This window comes from Streptomyces noursei ATCC 11455, assembly GCF_001704275.1.
Lineage (GTDB): Bacteria > Actinomycetota > Actinomycetes > Streptomycetales > Streptomycetaceae > Streptomyces > Streptomyces noursei.
In genome coordinates this window covers 8,194,253-8,217,756 of the sequence record NZ_CP011533.1, presented here as the reverse complement: position 1 = coordinate 8,217,756, position 23,504 = coordinate 8,194,253, and the positions used below count along the sequence as shown (strand labels likewise).

The following is a 23,504-nucleotide window of genomic DNA, read 5'->3' as shown; positions in this document are numbered from 1 at the left end:
GACCAGCGTCGACGGCAACGCCCGACCGCTTCACGTCACGTCAGGAGAGCCCGCGATGCCGACCACCGCGACCCTCGGTCAACCGACCGTCCCCCCGCTCACGCACAAGGAGCGCGAGGTGCTCCACGCGGTCGGCTGCGGCCTGACGAACACCGAGATCGCCGACGCCCTCACGCTGTCCGAGGGCGTGGTCGACGGACACCTCGCCCGGATCCTCGCCAAGCTCGAACTGCGCGACCGGGCCGCCGCCATCGTCCACGCCTTCGACTGCGGGCTGGTCGTCCCCGGCCGCGGCCCTCGTGTGCCGGCGAGCCCGGAGCCGCGGACCGCCCTGCGCGCGGCACCCGAGCCGCAGGTGCGGATCTCCGTTCTCGGGCCGGTGCGGGCCTGGCGCGAGGGGCAGCCGGTGGACCTGGGGCACCTGCGCCAGCAGGCCGTGCTGGCCTCGCTGTCGCTCTGCTCGGACCGGACGGTCAGCCAGGAGGAGCTGCTGGACGGGGTGTGGGGGTTGGAGCCGCCGATCACGAAAGTGGTGCCGGTGTACATCTATCGGCTGCGGAAGATCCTCCGCTCGGAGAACGCCACGGACTCGGTGATCCAGCGCGACCGATGCGGCTACCGGCTGGTCCCCGGCGCGGTCGAGGTGGATGTGGCGCGCATGGAGCAGCTGGTCACCGCCGCCGGGGCGGCCGAGCGGGCCGGCGAACTGGCCGAGGCGGTCGGCATCTGTACCCGGGCGTTGGACCTGTTCCGCGGGGAGCCGTTGGCCGGGCTGCCGGGCCCGTTCGCCGAACTGGAGCGGCTGCGGCTGACCGAGCGCCGGATCGCCCTCGTGCAGCGCAAGCTGGACTGGCAGCTGCAACTGGGCCGGCACTCCGAGGCGATCAGCGAACTGTGGGCCCTGGCCGTGGCGCAGCCGCTGAACGAGCCGGTCGCCGCGATGCTGATGCGCGCGCTGTACCGCACCGGCCGGCAGGCCGACGCTCTGACCGTCTTCGAACGCACCCGGCGGCGTCTGGCCGACGAGTTGGGGGTGTCGCCGAGCCGACTGCTCAGGCAGACGCACCAGATGATCGTGCGCGGCAGCGACGCCCGCCTCGCCCCGACCACGCCATGACCACACCGACGCCGCGCACCCGCGGTGAGGAGCTGCTGTTGGCGCGGATCTCCGCGGCGGCCGGCCGCGCGCACCTCGGTCGACGGCTCGCCACGTATGCGGCGACCGTGCTCCGGGGCCCCGCGCAGGGCGGCCCGATCCGGGCGATCCGGCTCCTGCCGGCCCTCGCCCGGTACGGCAGATCGTCCGCGCCGAAGGTGTGCGCGAACGCCCGACTGGACCTCTACGAAAGCGGAATGACGGTGGCCGTCAAGGGGCGGATTCATGTCGTCCGTTACGACGCCACCGCCGTGTTCCAGAACAGCGCCCGGCCGCGCGGCATCTCGGCGCTCGTCGGAACCGCCTGCACCTATACGCTCACCGACGTCGAGCGGAAACGCATCGTGCTGTATCGCAGACCGGAGGACGGCGAGGCGGCGAAATGGGGGCCGGCGATTCAACGGGCCATCGCCCATGCCCAGCTTCCGCGGGCCTGGGCGGCCCTTCGCAAAGGCGAGCACCTCGCCTTCGGGGATATCTGGTTGACCGCGGAAGAGGTCGGTTCGGGAGAGTTTTCCGTGCAATGGCCCCAGGTGCAGCAACTCGCAATGAAGAACGGGGCCATCACGCTCACCATCCGCGGAAAGCACCACACACTGACCCCAACGGGGTCCAAGATGCCGAATCTCTACCTGTTCTCCGCGCTCGCCGAACGCCTTCGAACGGAAGCGCTACCGGAATGACCTCGACCGATCCCCGTCGATTCCGTAAAGCATCCAGCGGTTTCATCCCCATTCCAACGCCAGCGGATAACGTCTGCTCGTGGCACAGCAGTTGTGCCCGAACCAGCTCGAGGAGAAGCAGAGCGATGACCTTGCTCAGCACATGGAAGAAGGCGGTCGGTGCGGCGGCGGCCATGGTGGCCGTCACCGCCGTCACCCCCACCGTCGCCCACGCCGATCCGGTGCGCCACTACTACCTGGAGGTCGGCGGCACAGGCTCGGCGGCGCCGTCGCCCGACTGCACCTCCACCTACGCCTTCGCCAACAAGCACCTCAACGGCGGCATCCCCGTACCGGTCTGCTACCCGGCGAGCGCCGGCCCCTGGCTCAACGGCCACAACGCCCCCGACGTCAACGCGCCGAGCTACGACGCGAGCGTGCGCGAGGGGTACCGCAACCTGCTGGCCGCCGCCGAGGACACCCACCGCCGCGACCCGAACGCCCGCCTCACGATCGTCGGCTACTCGCAGGGCGCACAGGTGGCGGACCAGGTGCTCCAGACGATAGCCGGTGGCGGCACCGACATCCCCCGCTCGCAGGTGAACGGCATGCTGTACGCCGACCCCATGCAGCCCGGCACCGGCATCTGGTCCCGGGTCCCGAAGGGTTGGAGCGCCCTCGGCTTCACCTCGACGGGCGCCGGCCTGACGAAGTTCGACGGCGTCCCGGTGCAGCGCTTCTGCATCCGCACCGACCTGGCGTGCGACGCCACCTCGCTCCAGTCCATCCCCGGCTTCCTGAACCAGCACCCCAAGTACTGGCAGGACGGCAACATCATGACGCAGACCATCGGCCAGGACGGCGGCGACGGCATCAGGTGGTACGACGCCTGATCGGCCGTCAATCAGGCGCGACCGTGGGCACGTCGATCGACGAGTGCCGCGGAGAAACGCGCTCGCGCGCGCTCGGCGGGCGGTCCCCGCGCTGTTGATCACGCACGTCCCGGAACCGACGGCGGGTGCCTCGGTTCCGGGACGTGTGCGTGCGATCGTCCGCGGCCGGTCGGCCGTCGGTCAGGAGGGCGTCATCGCACGGCTCCCTCGGCGCCGTTGTCGTCCTTGCCGGCGCTGCCCGTGATGAGGTCGGCCGCCTTCTCCGCGGCCATGATCGTGGGCGCGTTGGTGTTCCCGCGCGGCACTGTCGGGAACACCGAGGCGTCGACGACCCGCAGGCCCGCCACGTCGAACACGCGCAGCTCGGGGTCGACCACCGCGCCGATCGCGCAGGTCGACGTCGGGTGGTACAGCGTATGTCCGGACCGCTGCGCCCAGGCCAGGAGCTCCGCGTCGGAGTCCGAGGCCCGCGGTGTGTCGGCGAACGGCCCCGTGGCGACGTCGGTGATCGCCCGCTGCGCCGCGATCTCCAGGGCGATCCGGATACCGGCGACGATACAGTCCCGATCCTGGGCCGTCGTCAGGTAGTTGTGCACGATGCGCGGCGCGGCGTCCGGGCGCGCGGAGCGCAGTGTCACGTTGCCGCGGCTGGTGGGGGCGAGCACGCACGGGCCGAAGGCGAAGCCGTGCTCGGCGGCCGGGCCGAGCCCCTCCTGGCGGTAGAGCGCGGCGGCGGCGTGGAACTGGACGTCCGGGGCGGCCAGACCGTCCCGGCTGCGGAAGAAGCCGCCGGTCTCGCCGAGGTTGGAGGTCAGCGGGCCGCGCCCCGCGCTCTGCAGCAGCGCGGCGTTCTCCGGGCTCGCGGCGCTGATCAGGGACTCGACCTCGGTACGGAAGTCCAGCAGCGTCATGTAGTGGTCCTGCAGGCCCTCGCCGACCGGCAGATCGCGCACCACGTCGATGCCGAAGGCGGACAGTGCGGCGGCGGGCCCGATCCCCGACAGCATCGCCGCCCAGAGAAGCATCTGCGCGACGTCCTGCTCGCGGTAGGAGTGGACCAGCGTGCCAACGGCCCGTCCAGTTCGTCTCCGCCATATTCGGACAGGTCGAGTCGAGCCGATCCGGGAGCGCCTCGCTCTGGATCGCGGGGGTGTCGACGGCGGAGATGCGGAGACCCAGAGGTGCGGATATTCGGAGCTGGGGAGATGTCGAACGGCGTGGGGAACCGCGCCGGGAACCGCGTCCGGGCGACCTGAAGGAACGTCAGAATCAGGCGCGCGCCTGCGACTTCCGGGGCACGAGACCTACGGAAGCCGCCGTGCACACGGGCAGCCCACAGCTCCGGCGTTGTGGTGACCCGTGTCGGTTTCCCTGGGCGCAGCGGGTGTCGCCGGACGGTTCGGCGACGGCCCGACGCCCGGCGCGAGCCGCATCTTGCGGTGCGCGCCGGGCACGAGGAGGACCAACAGCCCAGGAGGGCGTCGCCCTCGCAGTCAGGCGAGTGCCATGACGGCGGATCGAGCTTTCAACGGATGATGACGACGACGTTGCCGCCGCGCCCCCGGAAGGGACGACGGAAGTAGCCGTAGTCGTCATCGTCACACCAGCCCCAGTCACCGCAGCCACCGCCGCGTACGTAACGACCCCGATCATTCACGCGGTAGCGGGGGAAGAGTGCCTTGAAGGTCATCTTCGCCTCCTGTGCATCGAGCCTTGCCGCAACCCTTCCCGGATCGTCTTTCCGGTGGCGATTCAGTGCGCCCGCAAGGTGGGTCCATCAGGCTCGCCCAGACGGAACGCCTGGCTACGACGCTCTCGACACTACGTCGCCCCAACGTCGCAAACAAGGATTTTTTTGAAAATTCAGGAAAAAGGTGCATTTCGCTCTTGACGCGGCGCACCAACCGTTGCGTGAAGCAATAGCCCGCGTCCTGCACGGTGATGGCTGTGGCAGCCCCACGTGTCGGTTTCATCATCACACCCGCGGTCGCGTGACGCGACTCGATGTTCACCATGCGTGCCTGGCAGGCATGGAGCTCCCCCTCCGGTGACCGCCGGCCTCCCGCACGGCGGCCCGGCCGACCGGCTCCCCCGGGTCACGCGCGGCCGTGGGCCGCCGACCATGGCGAGGGCCGCCGCTGCCGGCCTCGACGCCCAACAGCCCGCGATTTCATCCCCATTTCACTCACACTCCCTACCCTGCGGCGAGGCGGATGGCCTTGACATGTCGGGGAGTTGGGGTCAGCGGAGGCAGCGGGATCTGCGACGGGGGCGGTCTGGCAACACCAGCCGCGTCGTCCGCGGCCTCGTGATCGCGGACGCGAAGAGGGGTGCCGCGCCGGGTGCGGACAGGCTCCCCGGCGCGCGGCGATCTGGTGCCCGAGCCGGCCGTGCAGAACAATGAACCTCCGCTGCTCGCAGGGCAGTTGGGGAATCTAAGAGCGCCGGTGGCGTGACGGCATCGCTGCGTCGACACCGACGGCCTAGGGGGAATCCATGACGGAGCCGACACGCCAGGACGGCCAGTGGCCACCGCAGGAGGGGCAGCCGGGAAGCCCGGAAGGGCCGCCGGAGCCCGGCCGGTTCGGCCCGCCACCCGGCACCTTCGGGCCTCCACTGCCACCGCAGGCCCCGCACGTGCCTCCACAGGGCTTCCCCTACGGCCCCCCGGCCTCGGAACCGGCGACCGGCGGCGGCCCGGCGCAGCGGCTGCTCCCGTCGGGGCGGCGCGGGCGTTTCCTCCTCTTCGGCTCGGTCGGAGCGCTGGTCCTGGCGCTGGTGGCCGGAGTACTGCTCTGGAACACCACCTCCGGCTCGCGCCAGCCGGCGGCCAAGCAGAACCTGGAGCCGTTCCAACAGGCCCTGGCCGTGCTGGCCGCGGCCCCCGGACTGCAGTACAAGGACTCCTCTTCCGCCGGTCTCAGCACACGCGACATCACGGTCACCGCCTCCGGCAGTCGCTACGGCACCACGGGCTACGGCAGCCGGCCCGACCGCGCGATCCTGCACGTGGGCGGCAAGACCTTCACCCGCAGACAGGACTCGTCCGGCGCCACGGACGCCGGCAAATGGGCCGCCGGGGACGGCAGTTCCGGTTCGGCTGACGACGTCGTCAAGCGCACACCGTCGCCGGCCGTGCTGGCGATGCTGCTCTCCGGGCTCCTGGACGACATGGCCGACGCACCGTCGCCCGGCGCATCGATCCAGCAGCGGCCCGCCACGGTGAACGGCACGGCGGCCCTCGCGGCGGACACGCCGGCGGGCCGACTGCTCATCACCGCACAGAAGCCGTACCGCGTGCTGCGCCTGGAGCCCTACGGGCCGTCGCGGTCGACCGGCGGCTCCACCGAGGGGACGCGACCACTCTCGGCGGCGATGAGGCCGATGGCGGCGCGGGATTCCCACGAGGAGCCGCCGCGGACCCCGACGGTCACCGAAGGCCCGCTCGCGGGGAGCGACTCCCAGGGCATGGACCTGACCCCGGTCACCGGCGATGCCGTCGAGCCGATGTTCAGCAACCTGGAGAAGCAGACCAAGGAGCTCAGCGACGCCACCGACAGTGGCATATCCCTGGCCCTCAACGGCTCCGGAACCGTGAAGTGCAGCTCGGGCGGGTGCACCGCCAACAGCGGCTTCGTCGGCCAGATCACCACCAGCGCGAAGAGCCGCCTCACGGGCGGCCAGGTCACCGCCGTCATGACCGCCTCCTTCAGCATCGACGGCAGGTCCGCCGGCCGCTGCACCAGCTCGCCGAGCTCGTTCGCCGTCGCCGGCACCTCCGTCTCCGGCAACCTGTCGTGCTCCGATCCGGGCGCCGGCCCGGTCTTCGCGTCGGTCGAGGCCCAGAAGAAGGCCGATGCCCAGGCCCGTTCCCGCGCGAACGGCGGCCGGCCGGTCCAGTACCGCATCCCCTACAACGCCCAATGGCTGATCACCGCCCGAGCACTGGCCACCGTCGAGGTCCAGAAGCTCGTCGACGGCGTGAAGCGGGAACGCGACAACACGGGCTGCAGCAAGTCCAACGGCTTCCGCCCCAGCACCAGCCTCTCGACCGGCGGATTCCACGCGTACCACGCACAGGCGGGCACGGCACGGACCCTCGCCCAGGACGGCGACGACGACCCGGGCTCCTTCTCGAACCTGATTCCCGAGGACAAGCCCGACTGGTTCAAACCGATTCCGCCGAAAACCGCGCTGGAGCGATCCGGAAACTACCTCTACGTGGTACTGGAGAACGGCGATCTCGTCATCGGCAAGAGAACGGCAGGGCATATCAACCTCGCCCGTGGCAACCCGGTGCTGGCCGCCGGCGAGTTCAAGACCAAGGGCGGCCAGGTCGTCTATCTCGACAACAAGTCCGGACACTACCGGCCTTACGGGGCACGCGCGCAGAAGGCGGCCGTCGACGCATTCAACAGAAACGGACTCAATGCGGATGGGAAGTACAACGCCGCCTGGGGAAAGCCCGACTGCTGATCCCCTCACACGCTTTCAGAGCATCGTTCAAGATATCCTGGATTCCGCCGAACGTTCATGCGGAGTCGAGGCTCTTGAAGCGAATCTGGAGCGCGCGCTTGAGTTACTGCGAAGTAACCCCGACTGGCAGCCGCAATTCGAGGCAGAGCTCGTCTCGTTGATCGATACGATGCGGGAAGGCGTCGTCGAACTGGTCTCCTTCGTCATGCACGAGTTGCGGTGGCCCGCGGTGGAGGAAGCCATTTCCCGCCGCATCTCCGCGCCCTTGAGGGACGTCAGTCATCTTCGACTCTACGAGGCGATGCTGGAAGCGTTCTCCGATTCGTGGCGCGACCGCGATCTGTACGCGAGATTCGAGGCCGAGAGGGGGTAGGAGCCTCAGGGGCGGGCTGCGGAGCACGGGCCCGACGCGCCCGCCCCACCAGGGGCACAGACCCGTCAACAACCACCACCCCATATGACAACGTCGGCCTTCAAGACCATCATCAGGTCTTGAAGGCCGACGTCACGCAGAACCCCGAATCACCCCACATCCAGCCGGGGTGGTTGCGGGTCCCATCGGCCGAGCACCGCGCTATAGCCGCGTCTCAGCCGCGGGTGGTATCTCAGTGACCGATCGGGCCCAGGGGGATGTCCGAGACAGTGATGCTGAGGGACTTCACGGAGCCGCCGGTCAGGATGGGCAGGCCATTCGGGCCCGGGGCGAACGTGGCGGTCAGGCCATTCAGGGAGCCGCTGACGGAGAGACCACCCGCGACGTTGTCGAGGTCGTCGTCGGCTATCTCGCGGGTCTCAATGCCGGAGGTGTTGCTCATGATGATGAGCGTCCTTTTTCTCTAGAAGTGAGTCGCAATGCGTGGCGCACTGCAGCGGGAGCCCCTTGAACGACTCCCGCCATGCTTTAGATTGCACGCTCGCGCGGGTCGAGAAGAACGAAACGGCACACCCTTCACTCACCGCACACACCAGGTTTTTAAACGGAAGGCAGAATTCACACAGGGCCCAGGATTGGTCGACAGCATCAGGGCACGACTGCCGTGTCCCGCTACTCTCGGGTACCCCCCTGATCGCGCCCGACGGGGACCGCTTCGGGGGAATAAAGGACGAAGAAACCGGCGCCCGGGACGGTATGCGGGGGGCTCTCCACCCGCTCTCCACCCATGAGTTGAGCCGCTCCACCCGCTCCGGGTGCGATGGTGACATCGCACGATCCCGTGGCGAGGTACGGGATCCTGGACGGCCGGGAGGTGCCCTGATGCACCACGTCATCAACACCGCACTCACCCTCACTCTCTGGGTCTGGGCGGCGGCCGAGATCCTGCTCCAGATCCGGCAACGGACCCGCAGTGCGCGAACCGAGCGCACCGAGTGGCTCAGCCTGCTGATCTTCACGGTGCTGATCGGCGGCGGAATCGCGCTGGCGGCGCCGCTCCGGCACGCGTTGCCCGGCCTGTCCTACTCCACGGACGCGCCGGCCCTGGAAGTCACCGTGCTTCTGGTGGCCTGGGCCGCGGTGGGCCTCCGCCTGTGGGCCATCGTCACGCTGGGCCGCTTCTTCCGCGGCACCGTGCACATCCAACACGGCCACCGGGTCGTCAGCTCGGGACCGTACCGCTGGGTACGACACCCCGCCTACACCGGCATCCTGATCGCCGGCCTGGTTCTCGCACTCCGCACCGACAACGTCGCCTCCGCGCTGGTGCTCACCGCGTGCGCTCTGATCCCGGTGGGGTACCGCATCCACGTCGAGGAGCGGATGCTGCTCGACGCCCTGGGCGAGGAGTACAGGTCCTACGCCGCCCGGACCCGCAGGCTCGTCCCCGGCATCTGGTGACGCTCCCGTAGCGCCCACACCGCCCGGACACCGAACGGCGGATCACGGAGATGCCCCGCCGCCTTCAGACCGCCGTCAGCAGCGCCCTAGGCTGTTCTGTCCGGGGAGGTTGTGGACGGGTGAGCCAGGTCTCGGCTGGGGGATCTTGAACGGGTGAGGGCCTTCCGGTTCGGTGTGGATTGCGACGTCTACACCGACAGAAAGGCCCTCATGCCCCACCGTAATGCACCCCTGACCGAGACCGGACGCCTGCGCCTGGCCCGCTGTGTGGTCGAGGACGGCTGGCCCCTGCGCAGAGCAGCCGAACGTTTCCAGGTCTCCCCGACCACGGCCCAGCGATGGGCAGACCGCTACCGCGAGCACGGCCAGGCGGGCATGGCCGACCACTCCAGCCGCCCGCACCGCAGCCCGGGACGAACCCCGACCCGCACCGAACGGCGGATCATCAAGGTCCGCCTCCTGCGCCGGTGGGGCCCCGCCCGCATCGCGGGCCTGCTCCACCTGGTGCCGTCCACCGTGCACCGCGTCCTGACCCGCTTCGGTCTGGCCCGCCTGTCCCACCTCGACCGTGCCACCGGCCGTGCGATACGCCGCTACGAGCGTGAACGACCAGGAGAGTTGGTGCACGTGGACATCAAGAAGCTCGGCAACATTCCCGACGGCGGCGGCCACAAGGCGCTCGGCCGGCAAGCAGGCCGCAAGACCCGCTCGAACGCCGGCTACAGCTACATCCACACCGCCGTCGACGACCACTCCCGCCTCGCCTACAGCGAGATCCACACCGACGAGCGCAAAGAGACCGCCACCGCCTTCTGGCAACGCGCCCAGGCGTTCTTCACCCAGGCAGGGATCACCGTCGAGCGGGTCCTGACCGACAACGGCTCCTGCTACCGCTCACACGACTGGCGGGACGCGCTGGCAGCGGCCGGGATCACCCACAAGCGCACCCGGCCCTACCGACCCCAGACCAACGGCAAAGTCGAACGCCTCAACCGCACCCTGCTCGACGAATGGGCCTACGCCCGCCCCTACCGCTCGGAAACCGAACGACGCGAAGCCTTCCCACAATGGCTACACACCTACAATCACCACCGCGGACACACCGCACTCGCAGGCCAACCACCCGCCAGCCGCGTCCCCAACCTCACAGGGCAATACACCTAGCTCACGAACTCCTCCGCCCCGTACCTCACCCGTGCCGTCGCCCAGTCGACGCCGAGCCCGGTGACGAACTTCCGGGCCAGGGGGAGGTCGTCGAGCGGGGCGATCAGGACCAGCCGTCCGCCGGTGGTGACGGAGCCGCCGCCCAGCCGGTCGCGGGCGGCCGGATCCGCCACCAGCGCGTCGTGGAGGCGTCGGGCGTCGATTCCCGGCGCCTCGATGTCGACCGCATTGGTGTCGGCTGCCGTCCGTGGCAGGTAGCGGAAGGTCAGTACCGACTCCTGGTGGTACTGCTTGGCCAGCACACCGGCGATGTGGTGCAGCCCGTCGGCGGAGACACGGTTCACGTCGAACTCACGCGACCGCTCGTACGTCGCCTTCTTCAGCTCCGATGACCAGAACACCCCGTCCAGAAGCCGGGAGTTGCCGGTGCGGGCGTGATGGGAGCGGATGACGTCCCGCACCTCCCGGTCGAATCGGATCAGTCGCGTCCTGAGTCGCGGGTCGGCCGGGTCGGTGATCTGGTCGGTGTTGGTGGTGGCGAAGATCTCCGCCTGGACAGCGGCACGGGCCGGCACCGAGGCCGGCGCAGGGGCAGACGTGAACGTGAACGTGGACGTGGACGTGGACGTGGACGCAGCCTGGGCCGTGCCCGTACCAACCGCGCCCGATGCCATGACACAGACCATCACCAGAATGCCGAACCGTGGCTTCATAGCCCGCCCCTCGTCTGTCGCTCCGTCACACCGCGCCGATGGGCACGGCGTGATCACGGTAGGGACGCACGCCTATGCCTCGCCTGAAATGCTCAGCACTGACCAATTCTGTTGCACGCCCGACCGGTTGCTACCACTTCTGATCCGGGCCACGCGACGGCACGCACGCGATGCGATGCCCGCCTCGCCCCGGTGTCCACATCCCCGTGCGGGCCGTCGGCGCGGACTGTCAGTGGGGCCTGGAACACTCGTTCGTCGTAGCGATGGATCGATCTCGACTCGATGATGGGGGCTGCCTTCATGGGCATGGTCATCTCGTTCACGTGCGTGACGCCGGAGGAGCTGGACAGGGCGGAGCAGGACCCCGAGTGGGCGCGGGATCTCCTCTGGAAGATCGACGAGCTCCGGCCGGACAACCCCGAGGCGTACCTCGACAAGGCATGGGCCGGCCTGGAGTTCCTGCTCGGCGAGGCCGACGAGCCCCTTGAGTTCCTGATGGACGGTAACCCGATAGACGACGAAGGCTCACTGTTCACCTGGGACGTCGAGAGCGTCCGGGACACGGCGAGGAGGCTGCGGGCGCTGCCGTGGGAGCGGCTGGTCACCCATTACGACCCGGTTCGGATGACCGAGGAAGAGGTGTACCCCGACATCTGGGATCCCGAGGACGAGGACGAACCCGAGTATCTGAAGGGGGCCTACGAGACGTTGGTGAGCTTCTTCGAGGCCACGGCCCGCTCGACGTCCGCGGCGCTGATGAGCTTCAGCTTCTGACGGACCGAGTCGGACATGGAGCGAGGCGTCGACCGTCGAGGGTCCGCGTCCTCGTCCATGTGGATGTCGATGCCGAGGAGCGGCAGGTCGGCGGAGGCGAAGGTCTGCGCATCGGCCAGGTAGAGGTGGTCGTCCGGACCGTCGTCGGCCTCGTCCGGACAGGCGTCGGCGTCCCCCGGGCCGCCGTCAGCGCCGTCCCGTCGTCGGATCGTGCCGGGTCCACTCGCGGGTGAGGGTCTGCACGGCGGATGCCGCGCGGTCCAGCCGTCGGTTGTCCGTACGGACGGAGTTGGCGAACTCGACGTGCAGGAACGGGATATGGCGGTCGGCCGCCGCACGGCCCTGGACGTTCTCGGTGCCTTCCAGCGGGCAGGAGCGGAGCCAGGCCCGGCACACCTGGAAGGCGTCGTCGGTCAGGGCGTTCGCGAGGGCCCGGCCGTCGGCGCGGCCGGCGCTTCCGATGCCGGGCGAGGCGATGACGTCGTAGCCCGGGGCGGAGTCGTCGGCGAAGCCGTGCACCTGGATGCCGGGGAAGCCGCGGGCGGCCAGTTCGTCGCAGACGGCGTCGAAGACGGTGTCGCGGCGGTGCGCGACGTCGGCCGCGCCGTCGCGGCCGGCGCGACGGTGTGCGCCCGCGATGACCAGGACGCCCCCGGGGGAGTTCAGCAGCACGCGCGCGCCGAGCAGTTCGGTGTGCCGGTCGGCGACCGGGTGCGGCACCTGGACCGACCAGCGCACCGGCACGGAGAGGTCGATGTAGACCCGGCCCCAGCCGCGGGGGGCGGGGTTCCGCGTCGAACGGTCGGAGATCTCCGCGTACGGGCGGTGCGTGGCGGCGTCGACTTCGACGCGCAGTTGGTAGTCGATGCTGTTCAGCCGTTGCGCGGCCGCGTCGCGCCGGCCGTCGAGGACCAGTCCGACGGCTTCGGCCATCGTCCGCCGGTCGTCGCGGCGGGGCTGCTGGTATCCGGTGTGCTCGGAGAACCCGGCGGCGTAGGCGGCGATCCGGCGGTCGAGCCGGACCGGCGGTGCCCCGCCCGGCTCCGCCGCATCGCCGGGCCGGGTCGTCGCCCCGGCGTCGTGCGCGGCGGAGCCGCCCGTACGGCCCGAGCCGCCGCAGGCGACGAGCGAGGCGAGCAGGGCGAGCAGGACGGCCGCCGAAGCGGCGAGGGTCGTGGGGGACTTCCGGTGCGCAGTCATGGCCACACCAACGATACGGGGAGCCATCCAGTCGCCTGTATGCACCTTTTTGTCATGATTCACAACGCCGCTCCGGAGAGCAATTTCACTTTTATTGAGAAATCCACAACCATTTCTTTACTCTGCGGGTCGCACGTGTCCGGGGCGCTTCCGCGCACCTCCGGCGTACCTCCGCATGGGGCGGTGGACGTGCGGATTCAGGATTGGTGAAAGGAGCACGGGGTGGCCGCTTCGCGTCCGAAGCGACGACACAAGGTCCGCCGACGAGCAGACATGTCCCTCATCGGCGGGATACGTCCACCGATCGCCGTGCTGTCGGCCCTGGTCCTGTCCCTCGCGGGCATCACCGCACTCACCCTCGGCACGCCCGACGACGGCCGGGTGCCGGAGGCCGTGCGCCTCTCCCAGCAGTACGTCGCCGAGGACGCCGCCATCGCGCTGCGCGCCTCGCTCGACGAGTCGCGCACCGACCTCACCCGGACCGCCGCCCTGTTCAACCAGGGCCCGCCGGCGTCGCCGGACACCGTCCTGGACAAGGTCGGCAGCGTCTACCAGAAGTGGCGCGGCACCGCCGTCATCGAGATCAGGTCCGGCAAACTCCTCGGCGCACGCGGGGAGAACGTCCCGCTCGCCGCGATCGACCGCACCCGGCTCGACGGCGCGGACGGCCTCGCCCCGCGCGTGGTGCGCCTCCCCGACGGCCAGTCCCGGCTGCTCACCCTCGCCCTGCTGTCCTGGGACGGACGACCGCAGCAACTCCTGATCGGCGCGAGCAGCCTGAACGTGCCCGGCGTCACCCTCGGCGCGCACCGCGCCATCGGTGTGGTCGCCGCCGACGGACGCGTGGTCGGCAGTCGCGGCGCGCTGGGGGACGCGGCGGACCGGGAACGGCTCACCTCGTTCGGCCGGACCGCCGCGGAGCGGGCGAAGCAGAACCCGATCAGCGCCAAGCAGCCGGGCGCGGGCGGCTACCCGGGCGTCAGCGGCCACCTCGCCGCGGGCGCCTCGGAGGGTGGGCAGTCCGTCGCCGGCTACGCCTCACTGGCGGGCGCCACCCCGGGCGAGTCCGCCGGCGCCGCCGGGCTCGGCCTGACCGTCGTCACCCAGGTCCGCGTAGCCGCCCCGGCCGGGCAACTCGCTGGTCCGGCCTTCGGCCTGGCCGCCGCGGTCGCCCTGCTGCTCATCGGCGGCCTCGCGGTGCTCCTGCTGCTGTCGACCGTGCAGCACCCGCTGATCCGGCTGTTCCTGGAGAGCCGCCGCCTCACCCGCGGTGACCTGGCGCGCCCCGTCACCGTGCCGCGGTCCGGCGAGGCCGCACGGATCGGCGCGGCCCTGGAACGGCTGCGCCGCCAACTGCGCGGCGCCCCGGCCGAGTCCACCGCGGAGCCCGCGCCGCGCCGGCACCGCTTCGGCGCCCGCGCCCTGCTCGCCGTCGGCGCGGTCCTGCTGCTCGCCTGGTCGGTGCCGCTGATGCTGCTGCTGAACCGGGCCGACGACGGCGTCCGCATCCCGACCCAGACCGTCCGCGACCAGAAGACGCGCACCGCGACACTCGGCGACCGGATGCGCCGGGCCCTCGACGAGGGACACGCCGACCTCGCCGCCGTCGCCGACCTGATGGGCGAGCCCACCTCGCCCGACGCGATGCGGACCGTCCTGGCCCGAGCGGCACAGGACCACCCACGCTACGAGTCGCTGTTCGTACTCGGGCCGGACGGCGAGGTCCTCGCCAGGGCCGGCCGCGCCCCCCACACCACGCCGGGCAAGGGCCCGTCCGACAAGCCGTTCCAGGTGAGCGGGCACGGCGGCGCCAAGCCCGTCGTCACCGCCACCGCCGAGATCCCCGGCCGCCGCGGCACCGCCGTGGTGGGCGAGTTCCGCATCGACTTCCTCAACGGACTCCTCGGCCGCCCGGGCCTCGGCGAGGTCCGCGTGGTCGACGCCGAGGGGCGGGTCATCGGCAGCAACACCGGTTACCGGGCCTTCCAGCGACGGCCCGACCACCTCGCCCCGCTGCTCGCGAAGAAGGAGGCGTCGGCCGCCGTGCAGCGGGACGGCGGCACGGTGCGGATCGTCGCCGCCGCGCCGTTCACGGGCGGCGGCGCGGCCCAGGACCTGACGTGGACGGTGGTCAGCTCGCAGCCCGCTGCCGCGCTCGCCATCCCCGAGTACACCCGGCAGAACCACACGGTGCTGGTCGGCCTGCTCGGCGTCACCGCGGCGGCCGCCTGTCTGGGCTGGCTGCACATCGTCGTCGTCCGACCGTTGCGCGCCCTGGCGGTGCACGCCGAGCGGCTGGCGGACGGCGACCGCAAGACCGTGCTCTTCCCCCGTCACCACGACGAGGTGGGCGCCGTCACCCGCAGCCTGGAACTGATCCGCCAGCAGCTGCAGAACCAGCAACGCCCGCACGACGGAGCCCCGCGCGCCTCGGCCGCGGCCGGAAGGACCCCCTGACACCGTGCTTTTCCTCTACACCGTGCTCGTGGTGTGCGGTGCCGTGCTGCTGATCGCCGGAATCGTCGAACAGCGGCGGCACTTCGCCAACCTCGACCGCATCCCGACCCGCGTCCTGGTCAACGGCATCCGTGGCAAGAGCTCCATCACCCGCCTGTGCGCGGGCGCGCTGCGCGGCGGCCGGCTCACCACCGTCGCCAAGACCACCGGCACCGCCGCCCGCTTCATCCACCCCGACGCCACCGAGGAGCCCGTCTACCGCAAGTTCGGGATCGCCAACGTCGTCGAGCAGATCGGCATCGTGCGCCGCGCCGCCGCCTACCGGCCGGACGCCCTGGTCATCGAGTGCATGGCGGTGATGCCCGCACTGCAGGAGATCAACCAGTCCAAGCTGATCCGGTCCACGATCGGCGTGCTGTGCAACGTCCGTGAGGACCACCTCGCCGAGATGGGGCCGACCCTGGACGACGTGGCGCGTTCGCTGTCCCGTTCCATGCCGGTGGACGGCATCTGCGTGACGGCGGAGAAGGACCGCTTCGGCATCCTCCAGGAGGAGGCCGAAGCGCGGAACTGCCGGCTGGTCTACGCCGACCCGGACACCGTCAGCGACGAGGAGCTGCGCGGCTTCAGCTGGTTCACCTTCAAGGAGAACGTCGCCATCGCGCTGACCGTCGCCGAACTCCTCGGCGTGGACCGCCGCACCGCGCTCCAGGGCATGTACGACGCCCCGCCGGACCCTGGCGTCCTCTCCGTGGAGCGGTACCGCACACCCGAGGGCAAGCGGCTCCGCTTCGCCAACGTCTTCGCGGCCAACGACCCCGAGTCGACGCTGATGAACATCAACCAGCTGCTCGACCTGGGCGCCATCCACCGCCCCCTCCACGTGGTCGTCAACTGCCGCCCGGACCGCGTCGAACGCAACGGCCAGATGGGCGAGTTGATCCCCGAACTCGACCCGGAGCAGGTCTTCGTCATCGGCCACCCGGCCAAGTCCGCCATCGACGCGATCCCTGCCGCCTTCCGGGACCGGGCCGTGGACCTCGGCGGGGACCGGCGCGATCCGGAGGAGTTCATGGGGCAGTTGCTGGACCGGCTCGGCCCCGACTCCTCACTCGTCGCCATCGGCAACATCCACGGCCAGGGCGAACTGCTCCTGGAGCACCTCGCGCGGCTCGCGCCGGACGAGGGCCCCGCCGACCACACCGGCGGGATCACCACCCCGCACGACGGCACCACGCCGCTGTACACACCGCACCTCGCCCCCGACCAGCGCCGTCCCCAGGCGCGCGAGGAGTGGCACACCCTAGGAGAACAGCACCGTTGATCCCCTCCGTCCTCACCCCCGAGATCGCCGCGATCGGCATCGCGATCGGGCTGCTCTTCTCCCTGATCTGCTATCTCACGACCAACCTCTCCCCCGGCGGCATGATCACCCCGGGCTGGCTGGCCCTGACCCTCGTCGAGGACCTCCAGCGCGCCGCGATGGTGCTCGGCGTCACCGCCCTCACCTACCTCGGCACGCTCCTGATGCAGCGGTACGTGATCCTCTACGGCAAGCGGCTGTTCGCCGCGGTCGTGCTGCTCGGCGTCACCCTCCAGGCCACCGTGATGATCGTGCTCTCCCTGGAGTTCCCGCTGATGTACGCGAACCAGACCCTCGGCTTCATCGTGCCGGGCCTGATCGCCTACCAGTTGGTGCGCCAGCCCAAGGGCCCGACCCTGCTGGCCACGGGCTCGGTGACGCTCATGGCCTATGTCGTCCTCACCGCCGGGATCCTCCTCGGCGTCATGCCGTCCGCCTGATCGCCCGGGAGCCCCACCGCATGCCCCTCAAGAAGCGCCCCCTGCTGCACGCCCTGACCGTCCTCTCCCTCGTGGCCGGCAGTGCCTACCTCACCGTGGAACTGCGCAGGGACACACAGGACAAGGCGCCCCGGGCCCAGGCAGTCACCGACACCCCGCTCACCGGCCCGGCCACCGACCGGCAGCGGGGGCAGACCTGGGAGCGCCTGAAGAACCCCGACCGCAGCGTGCTGCGCGGCGAGGGCGGCCAGGTCCTGGCCACCTTCACCGACCGGTCCCGAACCGCCACGCTCAAGGGCCCGTCGCGCACCTTCGACGAATCCGCGAACACCGCGACCCGCGTGGTCACCGAGGACTGGGTGCGTCTGATGCCCCGGGCGTGGCGTGCCGGGGCCGAGGAGGAACGCTGGTTCCAGGACTGGTTCCGGAAGTACCGGGGCAGCCAGGAGGACGATCTCTTCGCCGTCGCCTTCCAGTACGTCGCCGGGGCACCCGTCAAGAAGGACCCGCAGGGCATCCCGTACGCCGGCGACGCCAAGTTCGGCCCGGTCAACCCCGACCTGACCAGGCACCGCGGCACGCCGCTGCTCGAACAGTCGGACTTCTTCGACTACCTGGGCATCCCCTACACCTTCCGCGACGGCACCGCCAAGCGCCCCGAACCGGCCCGCTACCGCGCCGTGGACTGCTCCGGCTATATGCGGCTGGTCTTCGGCTACCGGGCCCGCTACCCGCTCGCCCCCGTCGACGGCAGGGGCGACGGCCTCCCCCGCACCGCGAACGGCATGGGCCGCTCCCACCTGGGCACCGACGTCATCCCGCTGTCCGGCCCTGGCCCCTGGTACGCACGCCCGCAGAACATCGACGTGCTGCAGCCGGGCGACCTGGTGTTCTTCAAAATGGATCGGCACACCGGCGAGCGCCTGGACCACGTCGGCCTGTACCTGGGCCCCGACACCGAGGGCCACAAGGTCTTCATCTCCAGCCGCAAGGAGGTCAACGGCCCGACCATCGGCGACACGGGCGGCGTGTCCCGACTCGACGGCAACGGCTTCTACGCCCAGTTGCTCCGCAACGCAAAGCGTCTCTGAAGCCCACGCCCACGGCCGGGAACCCTCCCCGCCGGCCCCGGTCCTGCCCCACACCCCCGTAGCGGGTCAGGACCGGGCGGGCCGCGCACCGGGAGGGACAACGATCAGCATCGCGTGTCACACCACCGGCTGTCGTGAGCGCACGATCCACTCGTGCTGCGCAATGCGTAGCCTGATGACGGCCTCGGGTGTCAGCCCTGGGGCGGCGGCAGCAGGTCGGCGTGCTGAACGGTGTATCCCCCCTTGGTGACCGGGGCGTAGGGCGCCGGCGCCATACAGGTGCCGACCTCGGCCTCCGGCGCCGTGGCGGTGCCGCCCGGCAGCAGGTTCACACCGTTCCACGAGAATCCCACCCGGTCACGGGAGCCACCGTGGTCCCTGCCGGCGTTGTCCTTGCCGCCGTCGTAGACGCTGAACCCCATCCGCTTGCCCACCCAGGGCGGTCCACCGGGGCTGACCTTGGTGATGACGGCGGTCAGGGTCGCGGTGTGCGGGCCGGTGACCAGGCAGTCCACCCGTCCCTCCGAGGTGTAGGTGACATGGCGTTGGGCCGAGTAGTGGGAGATCTTCACCGTGCCGCGGGCGTCGGTGGGCAGGCCGGTGGGGATGCCTGGAAGCGGTCTGCTGTAGGGCGCGGCGGACGCGTCGAAGGTGAACGAACGGATGTCGTCGTCCTTGACGTACGGCAGCGCGAACTCGGCGCTGCCGGTCACCTTCGCGTAGGCGGGTCCTGACCGCGGCCTCTTGCCGCTGTCGTCGGCCGACGCGACCGACGCCGTGGCCACGGTGCCCAGCACGGCGAGTGCCGCCAATGTTGCTGCCATCTTGCGGTAGGGCGAAGAACGCATGGAATTCTCCTGGGAGTTGAGGCGCTTTGGGCAAGTGCACCGCGGCAGAACCATCGTTCACGAAGGACGCCTTTCCACTCATCCACCTGCGGTCGCAACTGCAGCGCCCTCGCCTCACCCTCCAGACACCGCATGACATCGGCCGTAGGTCGCACACCGGGGCCGGTGAAGTCATCCGCCGTAATGCCCCTGCACCCACGGTCTTCCGACGGGTCGTCACCGAAGCGGCCGCGAACCCGATGCCGATGGCGTGGCACGACCCCAACTCGACGGCCCCACCTGCGGAAAGGCCATCTGTCGACAGCCCCCGACAGTCGCTGGGTTTCCCTGGCATTCACCGTCCGCCACACCGTCGCCGCCGTTGCCCCAAGGGGCCTGCCGGGCCGCCGGAGAGCCGCCCACCGAACGGCTCAAAAGCGATGCCCATCAGCGGTCATTACCAATTCATGGTTGCGCCATTACCAATCCTTTTCCTAGCCTTCTGACACGGAGGGCGCAACGCCGCTCACCGAACGGGCCAGTTCAGGCATAACAAAACCGGGGGCACGCCAGATCGGCGTGCCCCCGGTTGGTTCGGCCCGTGAACGCATCGCACCGACCACCGCTTTGGCAGGCAACGGGTCGGCCGCGACGCGCAGTCCACGCGACCACGCATCGGAGGGTACCGTGAACCACCCCAACCGATTAAGAGCCGCGATCCAGGCGGATGGCACCACCCCGCTGATCGGCGTCTTCGACATGTTCTCCGCGTCCCTGGCGGCGCGCCACTACGACGGGATGTTCGTCTCCGGCTTCGGCTTCGCGGCGTCCCACTACGGCCTGCCGGACATCGGCTTCATCGCCTGGCCCGACATCGTCGCCTTCGTACAGCGGCTCCGGATGGCCTTTCCGCAACAGCATCTGCTGGTCGACATCGACGACGGCTACGTCGATCCGGAGACCGCGTGCCATGTCGTCCAGCAGTTGGAGGCCATCGGCGCCTCCGGGGTGATCCTGGAGGACCAGCAGCGTCCGCGGCGTTGCGGCCACGTCGACGGCAAACAGGTGCTGCCGCTGGAGGAGTACCTCGCCAAGCTCGACCTGGTCCTCCGCTCCCGCCGGGACCTGGTCGTCGTCGCCCGCACCGACGCCACCGAAGAAGAGGAGATCCTGCGCCGGGCCAAGGCCCTGGCCGCGACCGATGCCGATGTGATCCTCGTGGACGGCGTGCGCAGCGTCGACTGGATCCACAAGGTGCGCCGCGTCATCGGCGACAAGCCGCTGCTGTTCAACCAGATCGCGGGCGGCAAGTCGCCCCGGCTGTCGCTGACCGAGCTGCAGCAGCTCGGCGTCGACGTCGCGATCTACAGCACGCCCTGCCTCTTCGCCGCCCAGACCGCCATCGACCAGGCACTGGCCGAACTGAAACAGGCCGACGGGCGGCTGCCGGAACACGTTCCGGGTGCCGTCGGCGTCAGCGAGTGCCTGACACTGCTGGAGCAGAACATCAGCCGCCACCACGACCGGGCCCCGGCCGAGGCCACGCACTGACGCCCCTCGGACGCACCGACACCGGCCCGGGCACCGTCCCGCACGCGCCCTGAGGCCCGGACAGCGGGGCCGCGCCGGCACCCCGACCGACCGCCCGGCGCGGCCCCCTGTCCGCTACTCCCGCTCTACTCTGCCCTGCCCTGCCCACAGCGCACCGCTGCCGTCCCCCGGAGGAAACCGTGCCGCACCATTCCCCCGGAACCACCGCCCCGGTCCCGCGCGGCCTGCTGCGCCGCGTCGACTGGTACATCGTCGCGCTCTTCTGCGTCATCGGCCTGGCCGCCGTCGCCCCGGCCGACGGGGCCGCCGCCGAGGGCGTCTCGCTCACCGCCCGCCTGGCGGTCGGTCTGCTCTTCTTCCTCTACGGCGCCCGACTCTCCCCCCGAGCGGCCCTGGACGGCGTACGGCACTGGCGGCTGCACCTCCCCGTCCTCGCCCTCACCTTCCTGGTGTTCCCGGCGGCCGGACTGGCGGTCGGACTGTTGCCGGAGACCGTGCTCAGCTCCGAACTGGCCGCCGGTGTCCTCTTCTTGACGGTGCTGCCCTCCACCGTCCAGTCCGCCATCGCCTTCACCTCGATGGCCCGCGGCAACGTGGCCGCCGCGATCTGTTCGGCGTCGTTCTCCACCGTCCTCGGCGTGGTCCTCACCCCGCTGCTGGCCGTCACCCTCATCAGTCACACCGGAAGCGGCCCCGGGCCGGGCGCCCTCGCCATCACCCCCGACCGGATCGTCGACATCGCACTCCAACTCCTCATGCCCTTCCTCGCCGGACAGGCACTGCGCCGCTGGATCGCCGACTGGCTGAGCCGCCACCGGGCACTGACCACCCTGTGCGACCGCGGCTCGATCCTGCTCGTGGTCTACTCCGCCTTCAGCCACGGGATGACCACGGGAATCTGGCACCGCGTCCCGCCGCCGCGACTGCTCCTGCTGGCCGCGATCTGCCTGGCGCTGCTCGGCCTGGTCCTGTTCCTGGCCGACGGCACCGCGCGGCTGATCCGCCTGCCCCGCACCGACCGGGTCACCGCCGTCTTCTGCGGTTCCAACAAGAGCCTGGCGAGCGGCCTGCCGATGGCCACCGTGCTCTTCCCACCGGACCGCATCGGGATCACGGTGCTCCCGCTGATGCTCTACCACACCCTCCAACTGGTGCTCTGCGCCTACTTGGCCCGCCGCTGGCAGCCCCCACCGCCCGCCACCACCGCACCGGAAACGGCCGCCTCAGCCGTTCCTGCAACCACAGCAACCACGGTCGCCGGCAAGGCCCATGAGGGAACGTCAGCGAAACGGAGTGGTCGCCGGGGGCTCGCCCCATCGGACAGACCTTAGGTGGGTCGGGTCAGCGGGGCAGCACGCCCTGCCGGCCGCTGCGTCCTGTCCGCGTCCGTGCGCCGCCGTCGGCAGGCGCACGGACGCGGACAGGAGAGTCGAGACGTGGTCAACCCCGGAAGCACCCCTATTCTCCCGCCGGTGCACGGGGCAACGGGCCGCAGATTCTGGGGTGTCAGGGCCTCGGCGCCCTTCGTTAACGTCGGTCGCGCACTTTTCTCTTGATTTCTTTCATCGGTCCCGATGGGCGTGCAGCAGCTGCGCGGTGTCACAGTGAGGGCGAGAAGACATGGTTGAGAAGGCTGGGTCGGCGCGCGGAGTCGTACTGATCACCGGGACGTCGTCCGGGATCGGACTGGCCTCCGCGATCGCAGCGGCCCGGGCGGGCTACACCGTCGTCGCGACGCTGCGCGACCCCGATCGCGCCGGCGCGTTGCGGACGGCCGCCGACCAGGCCGGGGTCACACTCGACATCCGTCGCCTGGACATCACCGAAGAGACCTCCCTCACCGAGACCGTGGCGGAGGTGGCGGCGGCGTACGGCCAGTTGGACGCGGTGGTGAACAATGCGGGCGCGGGCAGCGTCGGGACGTTGGAACTGCTGACGATGGACCAGGTCCGCGCCGCCTTCGAGACGAACTTCTTCGGCACGATCGCGGTCACCCGGGCCGCCCTGCCCCATCTTCGGGCCAGCCGGGGGCGGTTGGTCACGATCGGCAGCATCGGCGGGATCGTCGGCCAGCCGTTCAACGAGACCTACTGCGCCGCCAAGGCCGCGGTCGAGGCGTACTTGGAGAGCCTGGCACCGGTGGCCGACACGGTGGGGGTGGCGGTGTCCATCGTCGAGCCCGGCCCAGTGTCGTCGTCGTTCGTGGACAACATCGATCTGGACCGCCCCGCCATGCTGGCCTCGGCGGGCCCTTACACGCCCGCGTTCGGCAACTACCTGGAGTACACCCCCGCGATGCTCGCGTCGGCACAGACCCCGGAGGAGGTCGCGGCGACCGTGCTGGACGTGCTGGCCGACCCGGCGCCGCCGTTCCGAATCCAGACCTCGCAGTTCGCGAAGGAGTTCGTGGCCGGGAAGTTGGCCGACCTCGACGGTTCGACGGTGGTGTCCACCACACGGAAATGGCTGGGTGCCGCGTCCGCCGAATGACCGGCGCTCACACCCGCTCTTCCCGGGCCTCGGCTTGGCCCCCGTCGCGCTCGGGGGCCCCGAGGATCGCCTGCAGCAGGCCGGGGAAGCGGTGCTCCATGTCGTCGCGGCGGACGCGGACCACCCGCTTGCGGCCGTCGGCGACCGTTCTCGTCAGGCCCGCCTCCCGCAGCACCCGGTAGTGGTGGGAGATGGTCGGGTTGCTCAGGCCCAGGTCCACCCGTGCCACCAGGATCGCGCAGTCGATCGGGTCGACGGAGTCGTAGAGCGCCCGCATCAGCGTGCGCCTCCCGGGGTCGGCGAGCGCGCTCAGGATGACCGTCAGGTCGAACGAGTCGACGGACGGCTCGGGCAGTGTGCGTGGCATCCGCAGACCCTCCATTCTTTGACCGTCATCGAATCATAGACTACCT

At 70.4% G+C, this 23,504-nt stretch carries 22 protein-coding genes; 15 read left to right on the top strand and 7 right to left on the bottom strand.

Translation table 11 applies throughout. From position 1 onward, the window contains the following. Nucleotides 1-55 precede the first annotated feature (55 nt). From SNOUR_RS35165 to SNOUR_RS35155, 3 genes are all read left to right on the top strand, one after another. Nucleotides 56-1,117, top strand: coding sequence for an AfsR/SARP family transcriptional regulator (locus tag SNOUR_RS35165; protein WP_067355212.1), 1,062 nt, complete (start codon nt 56-58; stop codon nt 1,115-1,117). Next, nucleotides 1,114-1,839: a DUF6585 family protein gene (locus SNOUR_RS35160; RefSeq protein ID WP_067355210.1), complete on the top strand. Its 726-nt coding sequence runs from the start codon at nt 1,114-1,116 to the stop codon at nt 1,837-1,839. Before SNOUR_RS35165 ends, SNOUR_RS35160 begins: the two co-directional genes overlap by 4 nt. A gap of 125 nt (nt 1,840-1,964) precedes the next feature. Next, the gene (locus SNOUR_RS35155; protein ID WP_067355207.1) at nt 1,965-2,711 is read left to right on the top strand and encodes a cutinase family protein; all 747 of its coding nucleotides are present in this window, start codon (nt 1,965-1,967) and stop codon (nt 2,709-2,711) included. Nucleotides 2,712-2,902: 191 nt separating this feature from the next. Here the strand turns inward: SNOUR_RS35155 and SNOUR_RS35150 are convergent, their stop codons facing one another. Further along, entirely contained in the window at nt 2,903-3,736 is an 834-nt protein-coding gene (locus SNOUR_RS35150) for a GMC family oxidoreductase (RefSeq protein WP_312634632.1), read from the bottom strand. Nucleotides 3,737-4,236: 500 nt separating this feature from the next. Next, nucleotides 4,237-4,401, bottom strand: a complete 165-nt coding sequence (locus tag SNOUR_RS46555) for a hypothetical protein (protein ID WP_159425973.1) — start codon at nt 4,399-4,401, stop codon at nt 4,237-4,239. A gap of 806 nt (nt 4,402-5,207) precedes the next feature. On the opposite strand from SNOUR_RS46555, the gene SNOUR_RS47545 reads away from it, so the two are divergent. Beyond that, a complete protein-coding gene (locus SNOUR_RS47545) occupies nt 5,208-7,187 on the top strand; it encodes a hypothetical protein (RefSeq protein ID WP_067355206.1) in 1,980 nt (659 codons plus the stop codon). Then, entirely contained in the window at nt 7,147-7,560 is a 414-nt protein-coding gene (locus SNOUR_RS46550) for a hypothetical protein (RefSeq protein WP_159425972.1), read from the top strand. The genes SNOUR_RS47545 and SNOUR_RS46550 overlap by 41 nt, the downstream gene beginning before the upstream one ends. A gap of 232 nt (nt 7,561-7,792) precedes the next feature. Here the strand turns inward: SNOUR_RS46550 and SNOUR_RS35135 are convergent, their stop codons facing one another. Next, on the bottom strand, nt 7,793-8,002 hold the full coding sequence (locus SNOUR_RS35135; RefSeq protein ID WP_067355202.1) for a hypothetical protein: 210 nt from the start codon (nt 8,000-8,002) through the stop codon (nt 7,793-7,795). 440 nt (nt 8,003-8,442) lie between these two features. Here SNOUR_RS35135 and SNOUR_RS35130 point away from each other — a divergent pair, with 440 nt between their 5' ends. Both SNOUR_RS35130 and SNOUR_RS35125 read left to right on the top strand, forming a co-directional pair. Then, nucleotides 8,443-9,021 (top strand): methyltransferase family protein, encoded by a 579-nt coding sequence (locus SNOUR_RS35130; protein WP_067355199.1) that lies wholly within the window; start codon nt 8,443-8,445, stop codon nt 9,019-9,021. A gap of 210 nt (nt 9,022-9,231) precedes the next feature. After that, entirely contained in the window at nt 9,232-10,185 is a 954-nt protein-coding gene (locus SNOUR_RS35125; protein WP_067359039.1) for an IS481 family transposase, read from the top strand. Here the strand turns inward: SNOUR_RS35125 and SNOUR_RS35120 are convergent. Continuing rightward, nucleotides 10,182-10,898: a hypothetical protein gene (locus tag SNOUR_RS35120; RefSeq protein WP_174717927.1), complete on the bottom strand. Its 717-nt coding sequence runs from the start codon at nt 10,896-10,898 to the stop codon at nt 10,182-10,184. The two genes, SNOUR_RS35125 and SNOUR_RS35120, sit on opposite strands and share 4 nt — an antisense overlap. Nucleotides 10,899-11,204: 306 nt before the next feature. Here SNOUR_RS35120 and SNOUR_RS35115 point away from each other — a divergent pair, with 306 nt between their 5' ends. Continuing rightward, nucleotides 11,205-11,672 (top strand): YfbM family protein, encoded by a 468-nt coding sequence (locus SNOUR_RS35115; RefSeq protein ID WP_312634624.1) that lies wholly within the window; start codon nt 11,205-11,207, stop codon nt 11,670-11,672. Nucleotides 11,673-11,858: 186 nt separating this feature from the next. Here the strand turns inward: SNOUR_RS35115 and SNOUR_RS35110 are convergent, their stop codons facing one another. Beyond that, nucleotides 11,859-12,872 carry a hypothetical protein gene (locus SNOUR_RS35110; protein ID WP_067355197.1) on the bottom strand — a complete coding sequence of 338 codons (1,014 nt, stop codon included), beginning with the start codon at nt 12,870-12,872 and terminating at the stop codon, nt 11,859-11,861. Between the two features lie 273 nt (nt 12,873-13,145). Between SNOUR_RS35110 and SNOUR_RS35105 the strand changes: the two genes are divergently transcribed. Genes SNOUR_RS35105 through SNOUR_RS35090 form a run of 4 tightly spaced genes read left to right on the top strand, consistent with a single transcriptional unit; the run spans nt 13,146 to nt 18,223 of the window. After that, complete coding sequence (locus SNOUR_RS35105) at nt 13,146-15,329, top strand: HAMP domain-containing protein (RefSeq protein ID WP_067355196.1); 2,184 nt, start codon at nt 13,146-13,148, stop codon at nt 15,327-15,329. A 4-nt stretch (nt 15,330-15,333) separates the two neighbouring features. Then, on the top strand, nt 15,334-16,653 hold the full coding sequence (pgsB, locus tag SNOUR_RS35100) for a poly-gamma-glutamate synthase PgsB (RefSeq protein WP_079143067.1): 1,320 nt from the start codon (nt 15,334-15,336) through the stop codon (nt 16,651-16,653). Next, the gene (locus tag SNOUR_RS35095) at nt 16,650-17,132 is read left to right on the top strand and encodes a poly-gamma-glutamate biosynthesis protein PgsC/CapC (RefSeq protein WP_067355194.1); all 483 of its coding nucleotides are present in this window, start codon (nt 16,650-16,652) and stop codon (nt 17,130-17,132) included. The genes pgsB and SNOUR_RS35095 overlap by 4 nt, the downstream gene beginning before the upstream one ends. 20 nt (nt 17,133-17,152) lie before the next feature. Continuing rightward, complete coding sequence (locus SNOUR_RS35090; protein WP_067355193.1) at nt 17,153-18,223, top strand: NlpC/P60 family protein; 1,071 nt, start codon at nt 17,153-17,155, stop codon at nt 18,221-18,223. A gap of 191 nt (nt 18,224-18,414) precedes the next feature. Here SNOUR_RS35090 and SNOUR_RS35085 read toward each other — a convergent pair whose 3' ends face one another. After that, nucleotides 18,415-19,071: a hypothetical protein gene (locus tag SNOUR_RS35085; RefSeq protein WP_067355191.1), complete on the bottom strand. Its 657-nt coding sequence runs from the start codon at nt 19,069-19,071 to the stop codon at nt 18,415-18,417. A 666-nt stretch (nt 19,072-19,737) separates the two neighbouring features. On the opposite strand from SNOUR_RS35085, the gene SNOUR_RS35080 reads away from it, so the two are divergent. The 3 genes from SNOUR_RS35080 to SNOUR_RS35070 all read left to right on the top strand — a co-directional run bounded on the left by SNOUR_RS35080 (nt 19,738) and on the right by SNOUR_RS35070 (nt 23,091). Beyond that, nucleotides 19,738-20,601: an isocitrate lyase/PEP mutase family protein gene (locus tag SNOUR_RS35080; protein WP_039638656.1), complete on the top strand. Its 864-nt coding sequence runs from the start codon at nt 19,738-19,740 to the stop codon at nt 20,599-20,601. 179 nt (nt 20,602-20,780) lie between these two features. Then, nucleotides 20,781-21,932, top strand: coding sequence for a bile acid:sodium symporter family protein (locus SNOUR_RS35075; protein ID WP_099055746.1), 1,152 nt, complete (start codon nt 20,781-20,783; stop codon nt 21,930-21,932). 289 nt (nt 21,933-22,221) lie between these two features. Then, complete coding sequence (locus SNOUR_RS35070) at nt 22,222-23,091, top strand: SDR family oxidoreductase (RefSeq protein WP_067355190.1); 870 nt, start codon at nt 22,222-22,224, stop codon at nt 23,089-23,091. Between the two features lie 7 nt (nt 23,092-23,098). Here the strand turns inward: SNOUR_RS35070 and SNOUR_RS35065 are convergent, their stop codons facing one another. Then, the gene (locus tag SNOUR_RS35065) at nt 23,099-23,458 is read right to left on the bottom strand and encodes an ArsR/SmtB family transcription factor (protein ID WP_067359036.1); all 360 of its coding nucleotides are present in this window, start codon (nt 23,456-23,458) and stop codon (nt 23,099-23,101) included. Between the last annotated feature and the right edge of the window lie 46 nt (nt 23,459-23,504).

Excerpts from the sequence above, each read along its gene's own strand:
- SNOUR_RS35070 (WP_067355190.1), top strand. The coding sequence starts at position 22,222 with ATGGTTGAGAAGGCTGGGTCGGCGCGCGGAGTCGTACTGATCACCGGG.
- SNOUR_RS35065 (WP_067359036.1), bottom strand. The coding sequence starts at position 23,458 with ATGCCACGCACACTGCCCGAGCCGTCCGTCGACTCGTTCGACCTGACG.
- SNOUR_RS35120 (WP_174717927.1), bottom strand. The coding sequence starts at position 10,898 with ATGAAGCCACGGTTCGGCATTCTGGTGATGGTCTGTGTCATGGCATCG.
- SNOUR_RS35130 (WP_067355199.1), top strand. The coding sequence starts at position 8,443 with ATGCACCACGTCATCAACACCGCACTCACCCTCACTCTCTGGGTCTGG.
- SNOUR_RS35165 (WP_067355212.1), top strand. The coding sequence starts at position 56 with ATGCCGACCACCGCGACCCTCGGTCAACCGACCGTCCCCCCGCTCACG.
- SNOUR_RS47545 (WP_067355206.1), top strand. The coding sequence starts at position 5,208 with ATGACGGAGCCGACACGCCAGGACGGCCAGTGGCCACCGCAGGAGGGG.
- SNOUR_RS35090 (WP_067355193.1), top strand. The coding sequence starts at position 17,153 with ATGCCCCTCAAGAAGCGCCCCCTGCTGCACGCCCTGACCGTCCTCTCC.
- SNOUR_RS35105 (WP_067355196.1), top strand. The coding sequence starts at position 13,146 with ATGTCCCTCATCGGCGGGATACGTCCACCGATCGCCGTGCTGTCGGCC.
- SNOUR_RS35085 (WP_067355191.1), bottom strand. The coding sequence starts at position 19,071 with ATGCGTTCTTCGCCCTACCGCAAGATGGCAGCAACATTGGCGGCACTC.
- SNOUR_RS46555 (WP_159425973.1), bottom strand. The coding sequence starts at position 4,401 with ATGACCTTCAAGGCACTCTTCCCCCGCTACCGCGTGAATGATCGGGGT.
- SNOUR_RS35110 (WP_067355197.1), bottom strand. The coding sequence starts at position 12,872 with ATGACTGCGCACCGGAAGTCCCCCACGACCCTCGCCGCTTCGGCGGCC.
- SNOUR_RS46550 (WP_159425972.1), top strand. The coding sequence starts at position 7,147 with ATGGGAAGTACAACGCCGCCTGGGGAAAGCCCGACTGCTGATCCCCTC.
- SNOUR_RS35115 (WP_312634624.1), top strand. The coding sequence starts at position 11,205 with ATGGTCATCTCGTTCACGTGCGTGACGCCGGAGGAGCTGGACAGGGCG.
- SNOUR_RS35155 (WP_067355207.1), top strand. The coding sequence starts at position 1,965 with ATGACCTTGCTCAGCACATGGAAGAAGGCGGTCGGTGCGGCGGCGGCC.
- SNOUR_RS35150 (WP_312634632.1), bottom strand. The coding sequence starts at position 3,736 with ATGCTTCTCTGGGCGGCGATGCTGTCGGGGATCGGGCCCGCCGCCGCA.
- SNOUR_RS35125 (WP_067359039.1), top strand. The coding sequence starts at position 9,232 with ATGCCCCACCGTAATGCACCCCTGACCGAGACCGGACGCCTGCGCCTG.
- SNOUR_RS35135 (WP_067355202.1), bottom strand. The coding sequence starts at position 8,002 with ATGAGCAACACCTCCGGCATTGAGACCCGCGAGATAGCCGACGACGAC.
- SNOUR_RS35160 (WP_067355210.1), top strand. The coding sequence starts at position 1,114 with ATGACCACACCGACGCCGCGCACCCGCGGTGAGGAGCTGCTGTTGGCG.